Source organism: Parasphingorhabdus sp. (assembly GCF_039939955.1).
In the GTDB taxonomy this organism is placed as follows: Bacteria; Pseudomonadota; Alphaproteobacteria; order Sphingomonadales; family Sphingomonadaceae; genus Parasphingorhabdus.
The window spans coordinates 78,147-94,374 of record NZ_JBDVHS010000005.1 but is presented as its reverse complement, the minus strand read 5'-3'; the positions used below and the strand labels follow the sequence as shown (position 1 = coordinate 94,374).

The window sequence follows — 16,228 nt, the reverse complement described above, 5'->3', positions numbered from 1 at the left end:
GGTCTGCATGACCACAGACACGCGGATTGCAGAGCCCCAGATTTCCACCGAAACCGTGCGCGAGCACGGACTGAATGCGGAGGAATATCAGCGCATATTAAACGCGCTCGGCCGAGAGCCGAATATCACCGAACTCGGTATCTTTTCGGTGATGTGGTCGGAACATTGTTCCTACAAAAGCTCGCGCCTGCATCTGAAGAAACTGCCGACCACCGGCCCGCAGGTCATTTGCGGCCCTGGCGAAAATGCCGGCGTGATCGATATCGGCGACGGGCCAGATGGACAAAAGATGGCTGCCATTTTCAAAATGGAGAGCCACAACCATCCCAGCTATATCGAACCCTATCAAGGCGCAGCGACCGGCGTCGGGGGCATTTTGCGTGACGTATTCACCATGGGCGCACGGCCCGTGGCCAATCTCAACGCGCTGCGTTTCGGACGGCCCGACCATCCAAAGATGAAGCATTTGGTCAAGGGCGTCGTTGCCGGCATCGGCGGCTATGGCAATTGCGTGGGCGTGCCGACAGTTGGCGGCGAGACCAATTTCGATCCAGCCTATGACGGCAATATCATCGTCAACGCGATGACCGTCGGCGTGGCGGATGCGGACAAGATTTTCTATTCAGCCGCCAGCGGCGTCGGCAATCCGATTGTCTATGTCGGGTCCAAGACCGGCCGTGACGGTATCCACGGCGCGACCATGGCGAGCGCCGAATTTGACGACGATAGCGATGAAAAGCGCCCAACTGTACAGGTTGGCGATCCGTTCACCGAAAAGCTGCTGATCGAAGCCTGCCTCGAGTTGATGGCTAGCGATGCGATTGTCGCTATTCAGGATATGGGCGCAGCGGGTCTGACCAGCTCCAGCGTTGAAATGGCGACCAATGGCGAAGTCGGCATCATTCTCGATATGGACAAGGTGCCCTGCCGCGAAACCGAGATGACCGCATATGAAATGATGCTCAGCGAGTCGCAGGAACGCATGCTGATGGTCCTGAAACCCGGTCGCGAAGAAATGGCCGAAGCCATCTTCACCAAATGGGAACTGGATTTTGCGGTCATCGGCGAGGTGACCGACACGCGCCGGATGGTCCTGACCCACAAAGGCGAAACCGTCTGCGACATTCCGCTCGGCCCGCTTGCTGATGATGCGCCGCTTTATGACCGCCCGCATCTGACCCGTGAAGAATATGCCGCGCATATGAATGTCCAACCGCTCGGCGACATCGCCGAAAGCACCGATATTGGCGCCGATTTGTTGAAGATGATGGCCAGCCCGGCGCTCGCCTCGCGCCGCTGGATCTGGGAGCAATATGATTCCCAAGTGGGTGCTGACACGGCACAACGCTCTGGCGGCGATGCGGCTGTCGTCCGTGTGCATGGCACCAACAAAGGCCTTGCAATCACCACCGACTGTACCCCGCGCTATTGCAAAGCGAACCCATTTGAAGGCGGCAAACAAGCCATTGCCGAAGCCTATCGCAACCTCTGCGCGGTCGGCGCAAAGCCGCTCGCAACAACCGATTGCATGAATTTTGGTAACCCCGAGAAGCCGCATATCATGGCGCAATTTGTGGGTACGATCGAAGGTATTGGCGAAGCCTGCAAAGCGCTCGACATGCCCATCGTCTCCGGCAATGTCAGCCTTTATAACGAAACCACCGGCGGCGATGGCGTGAGCCATGCGATTCTCCCGACACCGGCGATTGGCGCGGTCGGGTTGATTGATGATCTCGATAAGATGATGACCATCGGGTTCAAACAGGAAGGCGATTTTATCGCTACCATCGGATTTCACTATGAAGAGCTCGGCCAATCGACATGGCTGCGTGAAATTCACGGACGCAAGGACGGACCACCACCGGTCGTCAATCTCGAGGATGAACTCTGGGCCGGCCAAGTCATTCGCGATCTGATTGCAGAGGGCAAAGTCACCGCCGTTCACGATATTAGCGATGGCGGTCTGGCCGTTGCCTTGGCGGAAATGGCCTTGGCCGGAAATCTTGGCGCTGAAATCGACAAGATGACCAGCGCCTTTGCCTTCAGCGAAGCGCAGGGCCGCTATGTCATCACCTATCGCAACGAAGATGATCTCGATCGCGCAAAAATACCATTTGAAAAAATCGGCCAGGTGAAAGGCGATCAGCTTGTCCTGAACGAAAAGCCTGTTGCGGTCAGCGCTCTGCGCGAAGCCCATGAAGGCTTCTTCCGCGACTGGATGGAGGACTAGGCCTTCGCCTTTTCCTGATTGGCAAATGGTCGGGAGAACGGACGTTGCCTGAAATCCTCCCATTTATTTTCCACTATGGCGGACACTTCCTAGTCCCGTTTGCAATTGGCGGGCTATTCTTCCGCGCGCATTGGTGGAAAGCTGGGCTGATCATGATCGCGGCCAATGCGATTGATATGGACCATCTGCTTGCGGACCCGGTCTTTGATCCGACCCGTTGCAGCATTGGTTTCCATCCCCTGCATACGGGCTGGGCAGCGGCCATCTATGCAGCCATGCTGGCTATACCGTCATGGAAATGGCGGGCACTTGGTCTAGGGCTTCTCTGGCATCTAACGATAGATGCCGGCGATTGTGCCCTGCAGATATTCTAGGCAGCCTGTCCCATCAAATCATAGGGATCGATATTCCCGGCGCGAAACTGCGCATGAACGTCAAGATAAGCTTGCGGCGTTTTGATATGTAGCCGTTCGCGTAACTCATCCAGCGGCTGGGCGAGCAGTTCGGCAATATTTGCTTCGCTGATCGACGGGCAGGCTTTGCCCATTTTCTGGGCCTCGCGGATTGCCTTGAATATCGGCACCTTGATCTTGGACTGTTTCTTCATATTCAGTCCGGCGGCATAGGCGATGAAGATATTGCCCAATGCCGGGTTCTGGCCATAGGTGAACGCAAGCACACAGGCTTCGCCCAGTGCATCACGGCCATAGCCAGTCAAAATGTGCAGCAAATCATGTGTGTCGCGCTGGCGGAAACCATACCATTCGAGCAAGTCGCCATATTTACGCGGACTAAACTGATCATATTCGGCGATCAATCCGGCGGCGCTCAAGCCTTCCTTTTCCATGAAGTCGCAATATGCATGGGCAAGACTACCCTCTGGCATTTTGCGCAGGCGTTCATGATCATCCAGCAATTCCGACAGATGGGGCTCACTCGCTAGCAACGCCTTGCCCTTGGCACTGTCGACAAAAGCTTTGGCATCCTTGCGAAAGCCCGGGCGCGGCAGTGATTCAAAAATATGGAATACCTGTGCGGTATCTTCCTTATCCTTGATCAGCTCGCGGAAATGATGGAGCGCTTTCAGGGGACGAAAGCGGGCTACCGGGCGATCCGGGTGGATGAATGGCATATCCGAATCATGCGGCGCCGAGAATTTGTGATCAATTTTCATAAGACCTATATGTCCCTTACTAACATCCATGTCAATAGAGGATCGACGCTTCCCTCCGAAAGGTCACTCCGCTATCCACATGCTATGCTATCGGGGCCAGTCGAAAGGCTTTCTTGGCCCTAACTTTGACTAACTTTGAACGCGGGAGATGGAAATTTGAAGCCGCATGACACCCTGCCCTATACCGAACTGCCGGACTATACCGACGCAGAACGCATTGCGCGATCTCGCGCCTTTTACGAAGCCATCCAAACCCGCCGGACCTGCCGCTATTTTACCGATGATCCAGTCCCGCGGGCCGTTATAGAAAATGCCATTCTCGCTGCTGGCACCGCGCCCAATGGGGCCAATCACCAGCCCTGGCATTTTGCCGTGATCGAATCAGCAGACAAGAAAAAGGCCCTCCGCGCCGCGGCCGAAGAAGAGGAGCGCGCCTTTTACGAAAGCAAGGGCAGCGAAGAATGGCTAGAAGCGCTGGCGCCGCTGGGCACCGACGCTGACAAACCGTTTCTGGAAACCGCGCCCTATCTGATCGTGATTTTCGGTCAGCGCAAAGGCGGCATGAACCCCGGCGAGATGAAGCAGAATTATTATGTCAACGAAAGCGTCGGCATTGCCACCGGTATGCTGATCACCGCACTGCATGATTCCGGTCTTGCGACGCTGACCCACACGCCCAATCCGATGAAGTTCCTCAACCAGGTCTGTGAACGCCCGGCCAACGAGAAACCGATGATGGTACTCGTGGTTGGGAAGCCCGCACCGGACGCCACGATACCGGTTCATGCGATGATCAAGAAACCGCTGGACCAGATTTCAACGTGGCTGTAGTATCATAATAATACAGTAGGAGCTACGGAATGAGTGCGTCACAACGCTATTTGGAACTCGACGCGCTGCGCGGCTTCGCAGTGATGGGCATATTGGCGATGAATATCATCGGATTTTCAATGCCCGAAATGGCCTATATCAATCCTGCGATATATGGCGGAACCGATACGCCGGACATCGTGACCTGGTTCCTCTCCTTCCTATTTGTCGACGGCAAAATGCGCGGGCTTTTCACATTTCTCTTCGGTGCGAGCCTCATCCTGATTTGTGATCGCGCCGCCGCCAAAGGCGAAAGCCCGGCAAAAACACATTATTCCAGAATGTTCTGGCTGGCGGTTTTCGGCCTGATCCATTTCTTCTTCATCTGGTGGGGAGATATTTTGTTTCTCTACGCGGTGATCGGCTGCGTCGCCTTTAGGATGCGCGACTGGGAGCCTGCAAAATTGGTCCGCTGGGGCCTGATCATCTACGCAACAGGTTTCCTAGGCTATGCGCTGTTCACTGGCAGCCTGTTCTATTTGCAATATGCAGCCGCCGCCGCAGGTCCCGCTTCCGACATGGCGTTGGAATATCAAGAAACGATGAACGAAATCGCGCCGGGTGCCGCAGCTGTTTCCGCCGAGATTGCGCTATATCTATCAGGCTATTTCGATATTCTGAAACACCAATTCAGCGAGAATTGGTTCACCCCGATTATTCTGGTTCTAGCAAATGGCATGGAAACCCTGCCGTTCATGATGTTCGGCATGGCCCTGTATAAAAACGGGTTTCTAACCGGCGAATGGGGCACGAAAGAATATCAGAAACTGGCGATCAAAACGCTCGCTGTCGGCCTGGCCCTTCTGATCCCCCTCGGCCTATGGATCCTCTCCAGCGATTTCGACATGTTGATCACCTTGAACGCTGTCATGGCGTGGGCCATGCCGTCGCGATTGCTCATGACCGTCGGATATTTGGCCTTGTTGATTCTCGTCATTCAGCATTTTGCCAACCATCCGATTTTGCGGCGCGTCGCCGCAGCGGGTAGAGTAGCCTTCTCCAACTATCTGGGAACCAGCATTCTGATGACGTTCCTATTCTATGGCTGGGGCCTCGGCCTATATGGGTCTGTCGGCCGCACCGAACTAACCCTGATCGTATCCGCAACTTGGGCGCTTATGCTCTTCTGGTCACAGCCATGGCTGATGCGCTTTCGCTATGGGCCGCTCGAATGGCTGTGGCGGAGTCTGGCACGCGGCGAAGTGCAAAAAATGACAATCGCAAAATAGTCTCGTCACCACTGCTGTTTGCTATTGCGATCTATTCTCATTAGCGGTATACGAGTCGCGTGAGGAGCCCAAATGGTTGTTTGTGTCTGTAATGCGATAAAGGAAAAAGACCTGAGAGCTGCCGTGCGCAGCGGGGCTGACCGCCCCGGCGAGGTCTATGCGCAGCTTGGTCGCAAACCGAAATGCGGACAATGCCTCGCATTTGCACAACAGATTATTAAATCCGAAGTTGCGACCGCTTAGCATTCTCGTTAGCAAAGCATTGAAATAATTGTGTTTTTTACACAAGCCGCTCTTTCGCTTGGTGGCCCGATGCTGTATAGACTTCCCCAACTGATCCACTGACAGACGGGAAGGACTCTGCCATGAAGGGTGATACAAAAGTCATCGAGTTTCTCAACGAAGCGCTAAAAAACGAACTCACCGCAATCAACCAATATTGGCTGCACTATCGCATGCTCGACAATTGGGGCGTGACGAAACTGGCGGAATTCGAGCGGCATGAGTCGATCGATGAAATGAAACATGCGGACAAGCTGGCCGAGCGGATTTTCTTCCTCGACGGCCTGCCCAATTTCCAGTTGCTGGGCCGACTGAAGATCGGTGAGACGGTCGAAGAGATACTCAAGGCCGATCTCGAACTGGAGCATGAAGCCTTACCGATGCTCAAGGATGCGATCCAGCATTGCGAAAGCGTGCGCGACTATGTCAGCCGCGATCTATTCGCCGAAATCCTGGAAAGCGAAGAAGAGCATGTGGATTCACTGGAACAGCAATTTGACCTGATCGAGCGGATGGGAATTGAAAATTATATCCAGCTGCAATCGAAATCGGTCGAATAGCCTAATCAGGCTGTTTCAGCCGAAACGACGGCCGAATTGCTGGGGTTGACGCTGCACCACCGGGCTGGAATTTTTTTCCAATATCGCCAGCGTTTCTTCAAACATGGGGCGTAGCGCGACCACCAGTTCAAGCACCTCGTCGGGCGTCTCATGATGTTCGACGCAGGCGCGGGCGGTGGTTTCGATCGTTTCCGCCGTATCGCTCAGTTGCAGAGCACCAAATTGCAGCGCTTCCCCTTTTAGCGTGTGCGCCGCAAGTACCATAGGTGCCGGATCCTTCACGCGCATGGCTTCCTCGATCTTGCGGACCGATTGAGTGCCATCTTCACGAAAATAACCGAGAATCCGGATGAAATTCGCACCGAGCGCCGCACGCGTTGCGTTGCAAACCGTCCAATCGATCAAATTATTGTCCAATGGCGTCACCACATACTCCAGACAAAAAGCAAAAATGCGTTTCTGACAGGGAGTCTAGGCCAAAACCGGTAAAAACTTTGTTACCGGTTCAAATATAATTAACCACCACCTGCACCGGTTTCGCTATATTACAGAAGAATCAGTCTTTTTCGTGGTAAGGATTTTTTGGGGCACGGATGATCAGACGCACCGGTACACCGCCAAAGCCAAGTTCCCGACGAATACCATTGATCAAATAGCGACGATAGCTCTCGGGCAGATCATCGACCCGGGTACCGAAAATCACAAAAGAAGGCGGACGTGTCTTGGCTTGCGTAATATAGCGTAATTTGATCCGCTTCCCGCCAGGTGCCGGTGGTGGGTTTTCCGATATCGCATCTTCGAACCAGCGGTTGAGCTTCCCGGTTGCGACCCGCTGCGACCATGTCCGACGCGCTTGAAATGCTGCCTTCATCAGCTGGTCTATGCCCTTGCCGGTAAAGGCGGACACCGCAACCAGCGGTACGTCACGCACCTGCGCCAGCCCGTCGTCGAGCGCCGCACGGATACCGTTGAACAATTTGCTCGGCCCCTCTGCCACGTCCCATTTGTTGATCCCGATTACCAGACAGCGGCCTTCCTGAATCGCATGGTCTGCGATACGCAGATCCTGCGCCTCCAGGCCTTTGGTGGCATCCAGCAAAAGCACTACAACTTCGGCAAAATCCACTGCGTGCCGGGCATCGGCCACGGCCAGCTTCTCCAGCTTGTCATTGACCTTGGCGCGCTTGCGCATACCGGCAGTATCGATCAAACGCACCTGTCGGTCGGGCGCGATACCGTCGAGTTTTTCATCCTCGCTCAGCGCATCGTCATGCCAGTTCCAGTCCACAGTGATACTGTCGCGGGTTATGCCAGCCTCAGGACCGGTGATCATCCGGTCTTCATCGAGCATCTTGTTGATCAGCGTCGATTTTCCGGCGTTGGGGCGACCAACGATGGCCAGCTTCAACGGTGCGGATTCGTCGGTAGGCTCCTCAAATGCAGCCGCCTTGAAATTCTCGACATAAGGCTGGATCGCTTGAAATAGGTCAGCGACGCCATCTCCATGTTCCGCGCTAAACGGAATGGGGTCACCAAAGCCTAGTGAATAGCTTTCCAATATCCCAGATTCCGCCGCCCGGCCCTCAGCCTTGTTCACCAGCAAAACAACCGGCGTTCTCGAGCTTCTCAGCCAACGGGCGATCTCTTCGTCGAGCGGAGTCAGGCCTGCACGGCCATCGATCACGAATATCGCCAGTTCGGCACCGGCAACCGCCAATTCCGTCTGCTTGCGCATCCGTCCAGGCAGGCTTTTCGCGTCTTCATCTTCATAGCCCGCCGTATCAATGACGTTAAATTCGAGCCCCAGCAGATTAGCGGCCCCCTCTCGGCGGTCACGGGTAACCCCTGGGCGATCATCGACGAGCGCCAGCTTCTTGCCAACCAGACGGTTGAACAGCGTGGATTTGCCGACATTTGGTCGACCGATAATTGCGATATTGGGCAGCATAAAGCCGGTCCCTATCCTTCTTTTCTGATCCTCAGCGGAACGCGGAAATCCGGCCGCTGTCGTCGAGAATATAGAGCATGCCACCTGCAGCAACCGGCGGCAGCGATACGGCATCATTCAACTCGAACAAGGTCTGGCTCGAACCTTCACCCGGTGAGATCGACACGACATCACCTTCCGTGCTGGCAACAATCAGACGATTTCCTGCCAAAATTGGTCCCGTCCAGTTGATCGGGTTTTTCTTTTTCTTTTCATTCTTGAACGCCGCGAGCTGGCTCATCCAACGAACCTTGCCATTGGGCCGCGCGATGCAGAGCAGCTTCGCATCATCGGTCAGCACAAACACCCACTCGCCGGCAACAACCGGCGTGGCGATGCCCGCAATATTCAATTCCCAAATCCGCTGACCGGTCACCAGTTCATAGGCCGCCATACGACCACCCTGCCCGAGCGCAAAAACACGACCGCGATCAATCACCGGATCGGCGTCAATATCGGAAAGCGTCGAGACGGAAGTAGAAATGCTGGTCCGCGCAAGCGCATCATTCCAGAGATTCCGACCATTTTCATAGCGATAAGCCGTCAGCTCGCCTGAAGAATAGCCAGCGACCACCGTGCCCTGTCCTGCTGCAGGAGCGGCTACACCGAAAATCCCGGCCAGACCGACTGTGCCGGCTTCATTCCATTGTACCGAGCCGTCCACCATATTGAGCGCATAGATTTGGTTATCCTGCGTCATCACATAGACGTTACCATTGGAAATGGTCGGGGCCCCGCGCAACGGTCCAGCCGGGCGCACTTTCCATATCTGGCTGCCATCCGCAGCGTTAAGCGCTACAACATCACCAACGCCGTTGGTTGCATAGACAATATTGTCAAACACGCTGGCACCGCCACCAAAACGTGACGATGCTCCATCGCCTTTGACTTCAATCTGCGTGGACCAGATTTTCGACCCTGTCGCCGCATCAAAGGCGTGAACCGTCGCTTCCGTGTCCGTGACAAAGAGCCGTCCGCCGGACACAACAGGTGCCGCCGCCAGCCGTTCGCGCTTGTTGGTACCACTGATCGACGCCGTCCAAACGCGATCAAGACTGCCGTCCAGTGCGACATGGCCAATCGACTTGCTGGCATTGCCGCCAGATTGAGCCCAATCGCTATTGGCCACCGGGCTGGGCAGGATCACCGCAATCGAAGCCAGCGCAGGATCAACCTCAGCGCCGCTCTCGCCGCTTAATATCGGAGTACGCTTACCGAGCGTCGGTGTGTTTTTCTTATCATCACCATCGCCGCCGCCCAACATGCCGCAACCGGACAACAAGGACAGAGCCAATAGGCCACCGATCAGTTTCTTACCGGAAATCATTCCTTCGCTTCTCCCTCAACTGCCTCATCGGGTGCAGCATTATTATCATCACCATCCGCTTCCACAGCGTCGACGCCTTCGACACCCGCCATTTGCAAAGCACGCGACCGGATCGTGGATGGAACGCTATCGTCCTTTGCCAGCTGGGCAAATAATGGCCCTGCCAGATCAGATTTATCCAAGTTCAAATAGGATAAAGCGACCAATTCGCCAGCGCTACCGAACCAAGCATTGCCGGGCACCGCAAGCGGTTTCAATCGGTCGACCACTTGCTGGGGTTCGAGTGAGTCAAATTCAGCAGCGGTCTGGCGGATCAGCGCGAGATCACGAAACGGCTGTGGCAGACTGTCATCCGCAGCAACCTTGGCATAGCCTTCGATCGCTTTTTTCGGATCATCTTTTTCAAGAGCGATATTGGCCGACAACAATTGGGCTGCTGCCCGATAACCAACTTGCTCGGCCTCCATCAACGGCTCCAACGCTGTCGCGGCACCGTCGAGATTATTCTGACGGATGCTGTCGACCACCGCGACATATTCCTCGCTGCGAATACCGGAATCTTCATCCTGGCTATTCTGGTAGAATATCCAGCCTGCCAGCGACCCCAGTCCGATGACCAAAGCTGCCGCAAGCCAAAGCCCATATTGGGTAACGAAATTCTTCAGCTGATCCTCACGCACCGCCTCATCCACTTCGCGCAGGAATACTTCCTCCTTGCGGTCTGGTTTCTCTTCTGGTGCTTTATCTTCGTCTTTGGCCAATGTGGCTTCCTCAAATCTGTTTTGCGTACGGTAATCGTCAGTCAGACGAAGGCCTTTTGCAATCGGCTGTCCTTTAGCGTCCGGAATAGCAAAAGTAAAAGTCTATTGACCATTTCTACAGGCTGAACGGAGACAGGATAGAAAGTAAGAAAATCGCTATTTCTTCGGTTGATAGAGTTGGTCTGGTCCCGGGAAGCTGCGTTCCCGGACCTCTGCGGCATATTGTTCGGCCGCCTGATCGATTTGTTCGGAAATATTATGATAGCGTTTTACGAAACGGGCGGTGCGGTCGAACATGCCCAGCATGTCCTCAGTGACCAGCACCTGGCCGTCACATTGCGCCGATGCGCCGATGCCAATAGTGATCGCATCCACCGCCTTGGTCGCCTCAATCGCAATCGGTTCCAGAACGCCTTCCAACACGATTGCAAAGGCCCCTGCCTTGTCCAGCGCGACCGCATCTCCCACAATTTTTTTTGCTTCTGCATCATCGCGCCCACGCGCCGCATAGCCGCCAAGCACATTGATGGCTTGCGGCGTCAGACCGACATGGCCAACCACCGGAATGCCCCGTTGGACGAGAAAAGCAACCGTTTCGGCCATCACTTCTCCGCCCTCAAGCTTGACCGCGGCAGCACCGGTTTCTTTCAAAATATGGGCCGCGCTTTCATAAGCCTTTTCCGGCGATGCTTCATAAGAACCAAAGGGCATGTCGACGACGACAACGCTGTGATAGCTCCCCCGGACCACCGCCGCGCCATGATTGCACATCATGTCGAGCGTGACCGGAATGGTCGAATCCAGTCCGTAAATCACCTGCGCCAGAGAATCTCCGACCAGCAGCATATCGCAATGGGAATCCAGCAATTGGGCCGACCGAGCGGTATAGGCGGTCAGCATCACCACCGGTTCCGCCGTCACCCCGTCGACCTTGCGACCCTGGATTTTCGGCACGGACAGACGCCGCATCGGCTGCGGCCGCGGCGTGGCGCGGCTGGTGGACGTATCAAGCTTGAAGGTCGTAGACATAGGGCATGTTTAGCCTCACTTCGTGGATAAGGCCAGTATACTGTTGCCGCGAATATCCATTGCCTTGCAAAATTATTTGCGGCACACTTGATTCGTCTCGCGACTCACCAAAATCTGACCTCCAAATCATTGGAATTATTCATGCCTGTGGCCCGTAAGCCAGAGTCCATTTTGCTGTTTGTCGCCTTCATCGTATTTATCGACATGATGGGGATTGGTCTAATCCTGCCCGTCATGCCTTCGCTGATCGAGGGGATCACCGGCACCACGGTCGATCGCGCCGCCGAGATCGGCGGCTGGCTGCTGTTCGCCTATGCAATGATGCAATTTCTCTTCGCCCCGGTCATTGGCGGCCTGAGCGACCGGTTCGGACGGCGGCCGGTGTTGCTGGTCACGCTGTTTCTGCTCGGGCTGGACTATGCAATCATGGCCTGGGCGCCGACATTGGCCTGGCTGTTCATCGGCCGGATAGTGTCGGGGATCATGGGCGCGAGCTGGGCTGCGGCCAATAGCTGCGTTGCCGACGTGACATCGCCCGCGGAGCGCGGCAAATATTTTGGGATCTTGGGCGGGGCCGGCGCGATGGGCTTTGTCCTTGGCCCCGGCATCGGCGGTCTGCTCGGCGAATATGGCGAACGGCTACCGTTTATCGCCGCATCGATTCTGGCGCTGGCCGGGACGGCCGTCGGCCTGATAATCCTGCAGGAAACATTGCCGAAAGAGAAGCGCCGGCGGTTCTCTATCGCGCGAGCCAATCCGATGGGCAGCATCCTCCAGATGAGCAGAACGCCGCTCGTACTCGGCTTCCTCTCGACCATATTCGTACTCCAGCTGGCGGCGCAGGCGCAGATTGCGGTTTGGGCCTATTGGCTGATCGAACGGTTCGACTGGAGCATATTGAAAATCGGGTTGAGCGTCGCCCTGTTCGGCATATTGCTGGCGCTGGTACAGGGCATATTGACCGGCCCGCTGATAAAAAAGATCGGAGAAAGGCGCGCTGGCCAGTTCGGCTTGCTGTTCGGGATACCCGCCTATCTGATCTTCGCCTTCGCGCCGAATGACTGGTTTGTGTTTCTTGGCATCATCATCGGCGCGGCCAGCGGGTTCGCCTTTCCGGCGATGCAGCAGATGATGAGTAGCCGGATCAGCGAGGATGCCCAGGGCGAATTACAAGGATCGATTGCCAGCACGATCAGCCTGACCTCGATCATCGGGCCGGTGATGATGACCGGCGTCTTCGGGGCCTATGCGGACAAGGAGGGCTTCTATTTCCCCGGCGCGCCTTTCATTCTGGGTGCTGCGTTGATGGCCGTTGCAATAATGATCTACGTCGTGACCACCCGCCGCCACTATTCGGAAGCCGATACCGCCTGAGCCGGGTTATCGCTGAATAAGCCGTCGACACCGGCGGCGATGAAAGCACGAACTTCGCCTTGCAGATCGCCCGGATCGCGCGGATCAACGCCGCTTTTGAAATCCGTGGGCAGAAAGTAGTTTTCCACGCGGAAGGTCCATGGATGCACGAGCAGACCGGCCTTATGCGCTGCTTCCACCAGTCCGCTTGGCTTGGCCAGTTGGCCAATGGCATTCCGGTCAATCACCAGATCCTTGGATGGACCGATGCCATCGGCATAGGATGCAATTTCCGTGAGGCCATCCGGGGTCAGCATTGATGCGAAGCTCTGTCCTTCACGATCCGGCGGCCCTCCAGCGCTGGCCACCAGCTGCACCAAGCGGACGTCCGTTTTCTTGGCAAGCGCTTGTAAATTGCCAACCTCAAAAGACTGAATGAATATCGGGTCGTCCGCGCCATCAAAGCCATATTGAGTCAGCAAAGCCAAAAGCGGTTCTTCATGGGCTAGGCCAATGGATGCGAAATAGGACGGATGTTTGGTCTCGGGATAGACACCCACCCGCTTGCCGCTTTTCTTTTCGTGACGTTCCAGCAGTTGCAGGATTTCTTCGAAGGTCGGCACTTCGAACCGGCCGTCATATTGCATATTGGCTGCTCGCAACTCCGGCAGGCGTTCTTTGGCGCGGAGCGTTTTTAGCTCGGCAAGAGTGAAATCTTCGGTGAACCAGCCTTCATGTTGCTGTCCGTCAATCGTCTTGATCGTCTTGCGATCAGCAAATTCCGGCCGGTCGGCAACATCAGTGGTATCGGCGATGGCATTTTCGTGCCGCGCGACCAGCACGCCGTCTTTGGTCAGCACCAGATCCGGCTCGATATAATCCGCGCCTTGTTCAATGGCCAGTTCATAGGCGGCAAGCGTATGTTCCGGCCGCTCTCCGCTGGCACCGCGATGGGCGATGATGATCGGGGCTTGGCCTGTCAATGAGGCTATCTTCATATCCGCTTCTCCGGCTTGTTCGGCTTCTACTCCGCATCCGGCCAGCACCAGCGCCAATAGCGCAGACAAAGCAACGGTGCCGCGCATCGTCATTGCACCTCGACGCCTTTCCAAAAGGCGATCTTTCCGGCAATTTCCGCCGCAGCTTCCTTCGGCGTGGGATAATACCAGGCCGCATCTTCGTTGACCTCGCCCGCCACGATTAGGCTATGGTAAGAGGCATCGCCTTTCCACGGACAGTGGCTGGTCGTGTCGCTATGCATCAGATATTTCGACCAGATGGCATCACGCGGGAAATAATGATTGCCTTCGACCACCACTGTCTGGTCGCTCTCCGCAATCACCGCGCCATTCCACCGTGCTGTGATCATCAACTGTTGCGCGCAGTCAGCCCTGCTGCTTCATAGTCCGAAGCCTTGAAGCCGACGACAAGCTCTTCGCCATGCTCCAGCACCGGCCGTTTGATCATGCTGGGATTTTCCATCATCACCATCACCGCTGTATCGTCGCCGATATTTTCTTTCACCATGTCAGGCAGTTTGCGAAAGGTGGTGCCGCGCTTGTTGACCAATGTTTCCCAGCCAACTTGCATCACCCACATTTCCAGCTTTTCCCGTGTGATTCCGGATTTTTTATAATCATGGAACACATAGTTGATGCCGTTTTTCTCCATCCAGTTGCGCGCCTTCTTGATGGTGTCGCAATTGGATATGCCGTACATTTTGGTTTCGTTGCTCATGGGCTTGGTCCTGTTCTTGTGCAGCGCATCGGACGATGATGATCATCCTTACATTTGCCACAGAGGCTTAATCAGAATTGTCTTTCGCGCAAGAGGCAATTGCATGTCGCTTGACACCGAGGCGTTCAATCGAGCCAGGCAAAAGCCTGTTTTATAAAGGCCTGTCCATGGGCGCGTTGTATTTCGCCATGGGCCATTATCACCCGCTCCGGATTCCAATCGAGCAGCTGATCCCGCGCCGCCCGCGTGGCTTTGCGTCGGACAAAGGAAAGCCGCCATTCAAGTGGAGCATAGCCCTTCCCCTCGGTAATACCCCATGGCTTGGCGATCCAACGCTTCCAGCCTTTCCAATGTTTCGCGATAAAAGCGTCGCTGAAATTTTCAGACAAGTCACAGAGGATTGCGGTTTGCGATGCCCGATGGAAAAACACCATTTCGTCCATCACCGGCGATCCTGTGAACCAGATTTGATCCATAGCCCCCTCCCAGGCGGCGGGCGGTTCATCGGTCAACGGTGCTTCAAAGGCCAGATCGGAGCGTTTTTTTATCGTTGAAGCGGGCCCCCATAGCTTTGCGTCCGGCCATGCCGCTTGCCAATCCTGCAGATAGAGATGGTGGATTTTATTGGGGCTGACCAGATGTTTGGGCCGACCAATCTGATCAATTGCGGATTTTAGTTCCGGCGTCAGCGCAATCGGCGACCAGCACCATAGATCGCCACTGGGAAGCCGAACAATGACGCAGCGGGTCGGATAAGGAAAACCGTGAAAATCGACAATATCGCCTTCGGCAACCCAGATATCATCGGCTAGTTGTTCCATCGTTCAGCTGCTTTCCGGACCCAATTTTTTTCCAATCGTCATCACCGGTTGTACATCATATCTCAGCGCTTTGTAAAAGCCGATAGCCCGATCATTGTCATCCCGCACCATCAACTGGATTTTGGGCGCATCACGCTCGCGCAGCCATTGCTCTGCCGCTTCCATCATTTTTGTGCCCAGACCCTGTTTCTGATGACCGGGATCAACCGCCAGATAATAGACCCAACCGCGATGACCGTCGAAACCGGTCAGGACGCTGGCGACCAGATCGCCATCTGCGCGCGCCAGCAATATCGCCGATGTCTCATTCGCCAAAGCCAGACGATAATCCGCCACCGGATCATTCCATGGGCGCGTCAGTTCACACGCCTCCCAAAGCGCGATGACCTGTCCCATGTCGGCCTCACTGGCAGTAGAAATCTGCATCCTGATCGCGGCGCTAGGCCCTGACATAGCCTTCCGCCAATTGGCGGATTTCATGGTCCGGGTCATACCATGGCGCGCCATCGGACCGCCAGATATGGGCGTCAGGCCGGTCGGTAATCTCCGTATCCACACAGCCTATCCTGAGCAGCACCATCTTGGCCGCCAGTCGCTCGGCGATCAGCTGCGATCCGCAGTTGGTGCAGAAATAGCGATTCTTTCCCGGCGAGGATTCGAAACGGTTCAGAACATCTTCGCCGCTGGTCCATCGGAAAGCATCATGCGCGATCGGCATGACGGTCGAAAAAGCCGCGCTATGCGCCTTGCGACAGGTCTGGCAATGACAATGGATGATCGGCCCATTGTCGCAATCCGCTTCATAGGTAACCGATCCGCACAGACAACTTCCCTTGATCATATTGCTTCCTTTCAACCGCGAGGGCGT

General features: G+C 55.5%; 19 protein-coding genes. 7 read left to right on the top strand and 12 right to left on the bottom strand.

What is annotated here, in order from left to right; genetic code table 11:
- Positions 1–7 precede the first annotated feature (7 nt).
- Together purL and ABJG22_RS05710 are read left to right on the top strand one after the other, a co-directional pair.
- Complete coding sequence (purL, locus tag ABJG22_RS05715; RefSeq protein ID WP_348019292.1) at positions 8–2,230, top strand: phosphoribosylformylglycinamidine synthase subunit PurL; 2,223 nt, start codon at positions 8–10, stop codon at positions 2,228–2,230.
- A gap of 44 nt (positions 2,231–2,274) precedes the next feature.
- Positions 2,275–2,604 carry a DUF6122 family protein gene (locus ABJG22_RS05710; protein WP_348019291.1) on the top strand — a complete coding sequence of 110 codons (330 nt, stop codon included), beginning with the start codon at positions 2,275–2,277 and terminating at the stop codon, positions 2,602–2,604.
- On the opposite strand, the gene ABJG22_RS05705 is transcribed toward ABJG22_RS05710, so the two are convergent.
- Positions 2,601–3,404 (bottom strand): Coq4 family protein, encoded by an 804-nt coding sequence (locus ABJG22_RS05705; protein WP_348019290.1) that lies wholly within the window; start codon positions 3,402–3,404, stop codon positions 2,601–2,603. The two genes, ABJG22_RS05710 and ABJG22_RS05705, sit on opposite strands and share 4 nt — an antisense overlap.
- Before the next feature lie 156 nt (positions 3,405–3,560).
- Between ABJG22_RS05705 and ABJG22_RS05700 the strand changes: the two genes are divergently transcribed.
- From ABJG22_RS05700 to bfr, 4 genes are all read left to right on the top strand, one after another.
- The gene (locus ABJG22_RS05700; protein WP_348019289.1) at positions 3,561–4,235 is read left to right on the top strand and encodes a nitroreductase family protein; all 675 of its coding nucleotides are present in this window, start codon (positions 3,561–3,563) and stop codon (positions 4,233–4,235) included.
- 29 nt (positions 4,236–4,264) lie between these two features.
- Entirely contained in the window at positions 4,265–5,503 is a 1,239-nt protein-coding gene (locus tag ABJG22_RS05695) for a DUF418 domain-containing protein (protein ID WP_348019288.1), read from the top strand.
- Between the two features lie 72 nt (positions 5,504–5,575).
- Positions 5,576–5,746 (top strand): (2Fe-2S)-binding protein, encoded by a 171-nt coding sequence (locus ABJG22_RS05690; RefSeq protein WP_348019287.1) that lies wholly within the window; start codon positions 5,576–5,578, stop codon positions 5,744–5,746.
- 122 nt (positions 5,747–5,868) lie between these two features.
- The gene (bfr, locus tag ABJG22_RS05685; RefSeq protein ID WP_348019286.1) at positions 5,869–6,345 is read left to right on the top strand and encodes a bacterioferritin; all 477 of its coding nucleotides are present in this window, start codon (positions 5,869–5,871) and stop codon (positions 6,343–6,345) included.
- Between the two features lie 15 nt (positions 6,346–6,360).
- Here the strand turns inward: bfr and ABJG22_RS05680 are convergent, their stop codons facing one another.
- From ABJG22_RS05680 to panB, 5 genes are all read right to left on the bottom strand, one after another.
- Positions 6,361–6,771 (bottom strand): Hpt domain-containing protein, encoded by a 411-nt coding sequence (locus ABJG22_RS05680; RefSeq protein ID WP_348019285.1) that lies wholly within the window; start codon positions 6,769–6,771, stop codon positions 6,361–6,363.
- 130 nt (positions 6,772–6,901) lie between these two features.
- Complete coding sequence (gene der / locus ABJG22_RS05675; protein ID WP_348019284.1) at positions 6,902–8,293, bottom strand: ribosome biogenesis GTPase Der; 1,392 nt, start codon at positions 8,291–8,293, stop codon at positions 6,902–6,904.
- Positions 8,294–8,324: 31 nt separating this feature from the next.
- Positions 8,325–9,659 carry a PQQ-binding-like beta-propeller repeat protein gene (locus ABJG22_RS05670; protein ID WP_348019283.1) on the bottom strand — a complete coding sequence of 445 codons (1,335 nt, stop codon included), beginning with the start codon at positions 9,657–9,659 and terminating at the stop codon, positions 8,325–8,327.
- Positions 9,656–10,420 carry a tetratricopeptide repeat protein gene (locus tag ABJG22_RS05665; RefSeq protein ID WP_348019282.1) on the bottom strand — a complete coding sequence of 255 codons (765 nt, stop codon included), beginning with the start codon at positions 10,418–10,420 and terminating at the stop codon, positions 9,656–9,658. Before ABJG22_RS05665 ends, ABJG22_RS05670 begins: the two co-directional genes overlap by 4 nt.
- A gap of 156 nt (positions 10,421–10,576) precedes the next feature.
- Positions 10,577–11,449 carry a 3-methyl-2-oxobutanoate hydroxymethyltransferase gene (panB, locus tag ABJG22_RS05660; protein ID WP_348019281.1) on the bottom strand — a complete coding sequence of 291 codons (873 nt, stop codon included), beginning with the start codon at positions 11,447–11,449 and terminating at the stop codon, positions 10,577–10,579.
- A 141-nt stretch (positions 11,450–11,590) separates the two neighbouring features.
- Here panB and ABJG22_RS05655 point away from each other — a divergent pair, with 141 nt between their 5' ends.
- Positions 11,591–12,823, top strand: a complete 1,233-nt coding sequence (locus ABJG22_RS05655) for a TCR/Tet family MFS transporter (protein WP_348019280.1) — start codon at positions 11,591–11,593, stop codon at positions 12,821–12,823.
- On the opposite strand, the gene ABJG22_RS05650 is transcribed toward ABJG22_RS05655, so the two are convergent.
- From ABJG22_RS05650 to ABJG22_RS05625, 6 genes are all read right to left on the bottom strand, one after another.
- Entirely contained in the window at positions 12,799–13,893 is a 1,095-nt protein-coding gene (locus ABJG22_RS05650; protein ID WP_348019279.1) for a glycerophosphodiester phosphodiesterase, read from the bottom strand. The genes ABJG22_RS05655 and ABJG22_RS05650 overlap by 25 nt on opposite strands.
- Entirely contained in the window at positions 13,890–14,171 is a 282-nt protein-coding gene (locus tag ABJG22_RS05645; RefSeq protein WP_348019278.1) for a DUF427 domain-containing protein, read from the bottom strand. Before ABJG22_RS05645 ends, ABJG22_RS05650 begins: the two co-directional genes overlap by 4 nt.
- Positions 14,171–14,539, bottom strand: coding sequence for an ArsC family reductase (locus tag ABJG22_RS05640; protein WP_348019277.1), 369 nt, complete (start codon positions 14,537–14,539; stop codon positions 14,171–14,173). Before ABJG22_RS05640 ends, ABJG22_RS05645 begins: the two co-directional genes overlap by 1 nt.
- 125 nt (positions 14,540–14,664) lie before the next feature.
- Positions 14,665–15,360, bottom strand: coding sequence for a DUF4336 domain-containing protein (locus ABJG22_RS05635; RefSeq protein WP_348019276.1), 696 nt, complete (start codon positions 15,358–15,360; stop codon positions 14,665–14,667).
- Positions 15,361–15,363: 3 nt separating this feature from the next.
- Complete coding sequence (locus tag ABJG22_RS05630) at positions 15,364–15,813, bottom strand: GNAT family acetyltransferase (protein ID WP_348019275.1); 450 nt, start codon at positions 15,811–15,813, stop codon at positions 15,364–15,366.
- On the bottom strand, positions 15,800–16,201 hold the full coding sequence (locus tag ABJG22_RS05625) for a GFA family protein (protein ID WP_348019274.1): 402 nt from the start codon (positions 16,199–16,201) through the stop codon (positions 15,800–15,802). Before ABJG22_RS05625 ends, ABJG22_RS05630 begins: the two co-directional genes overlap by 14 nt.
- Between the last annotated feature and the right edge of the window lie 27 nt (positions 16,202–16,228).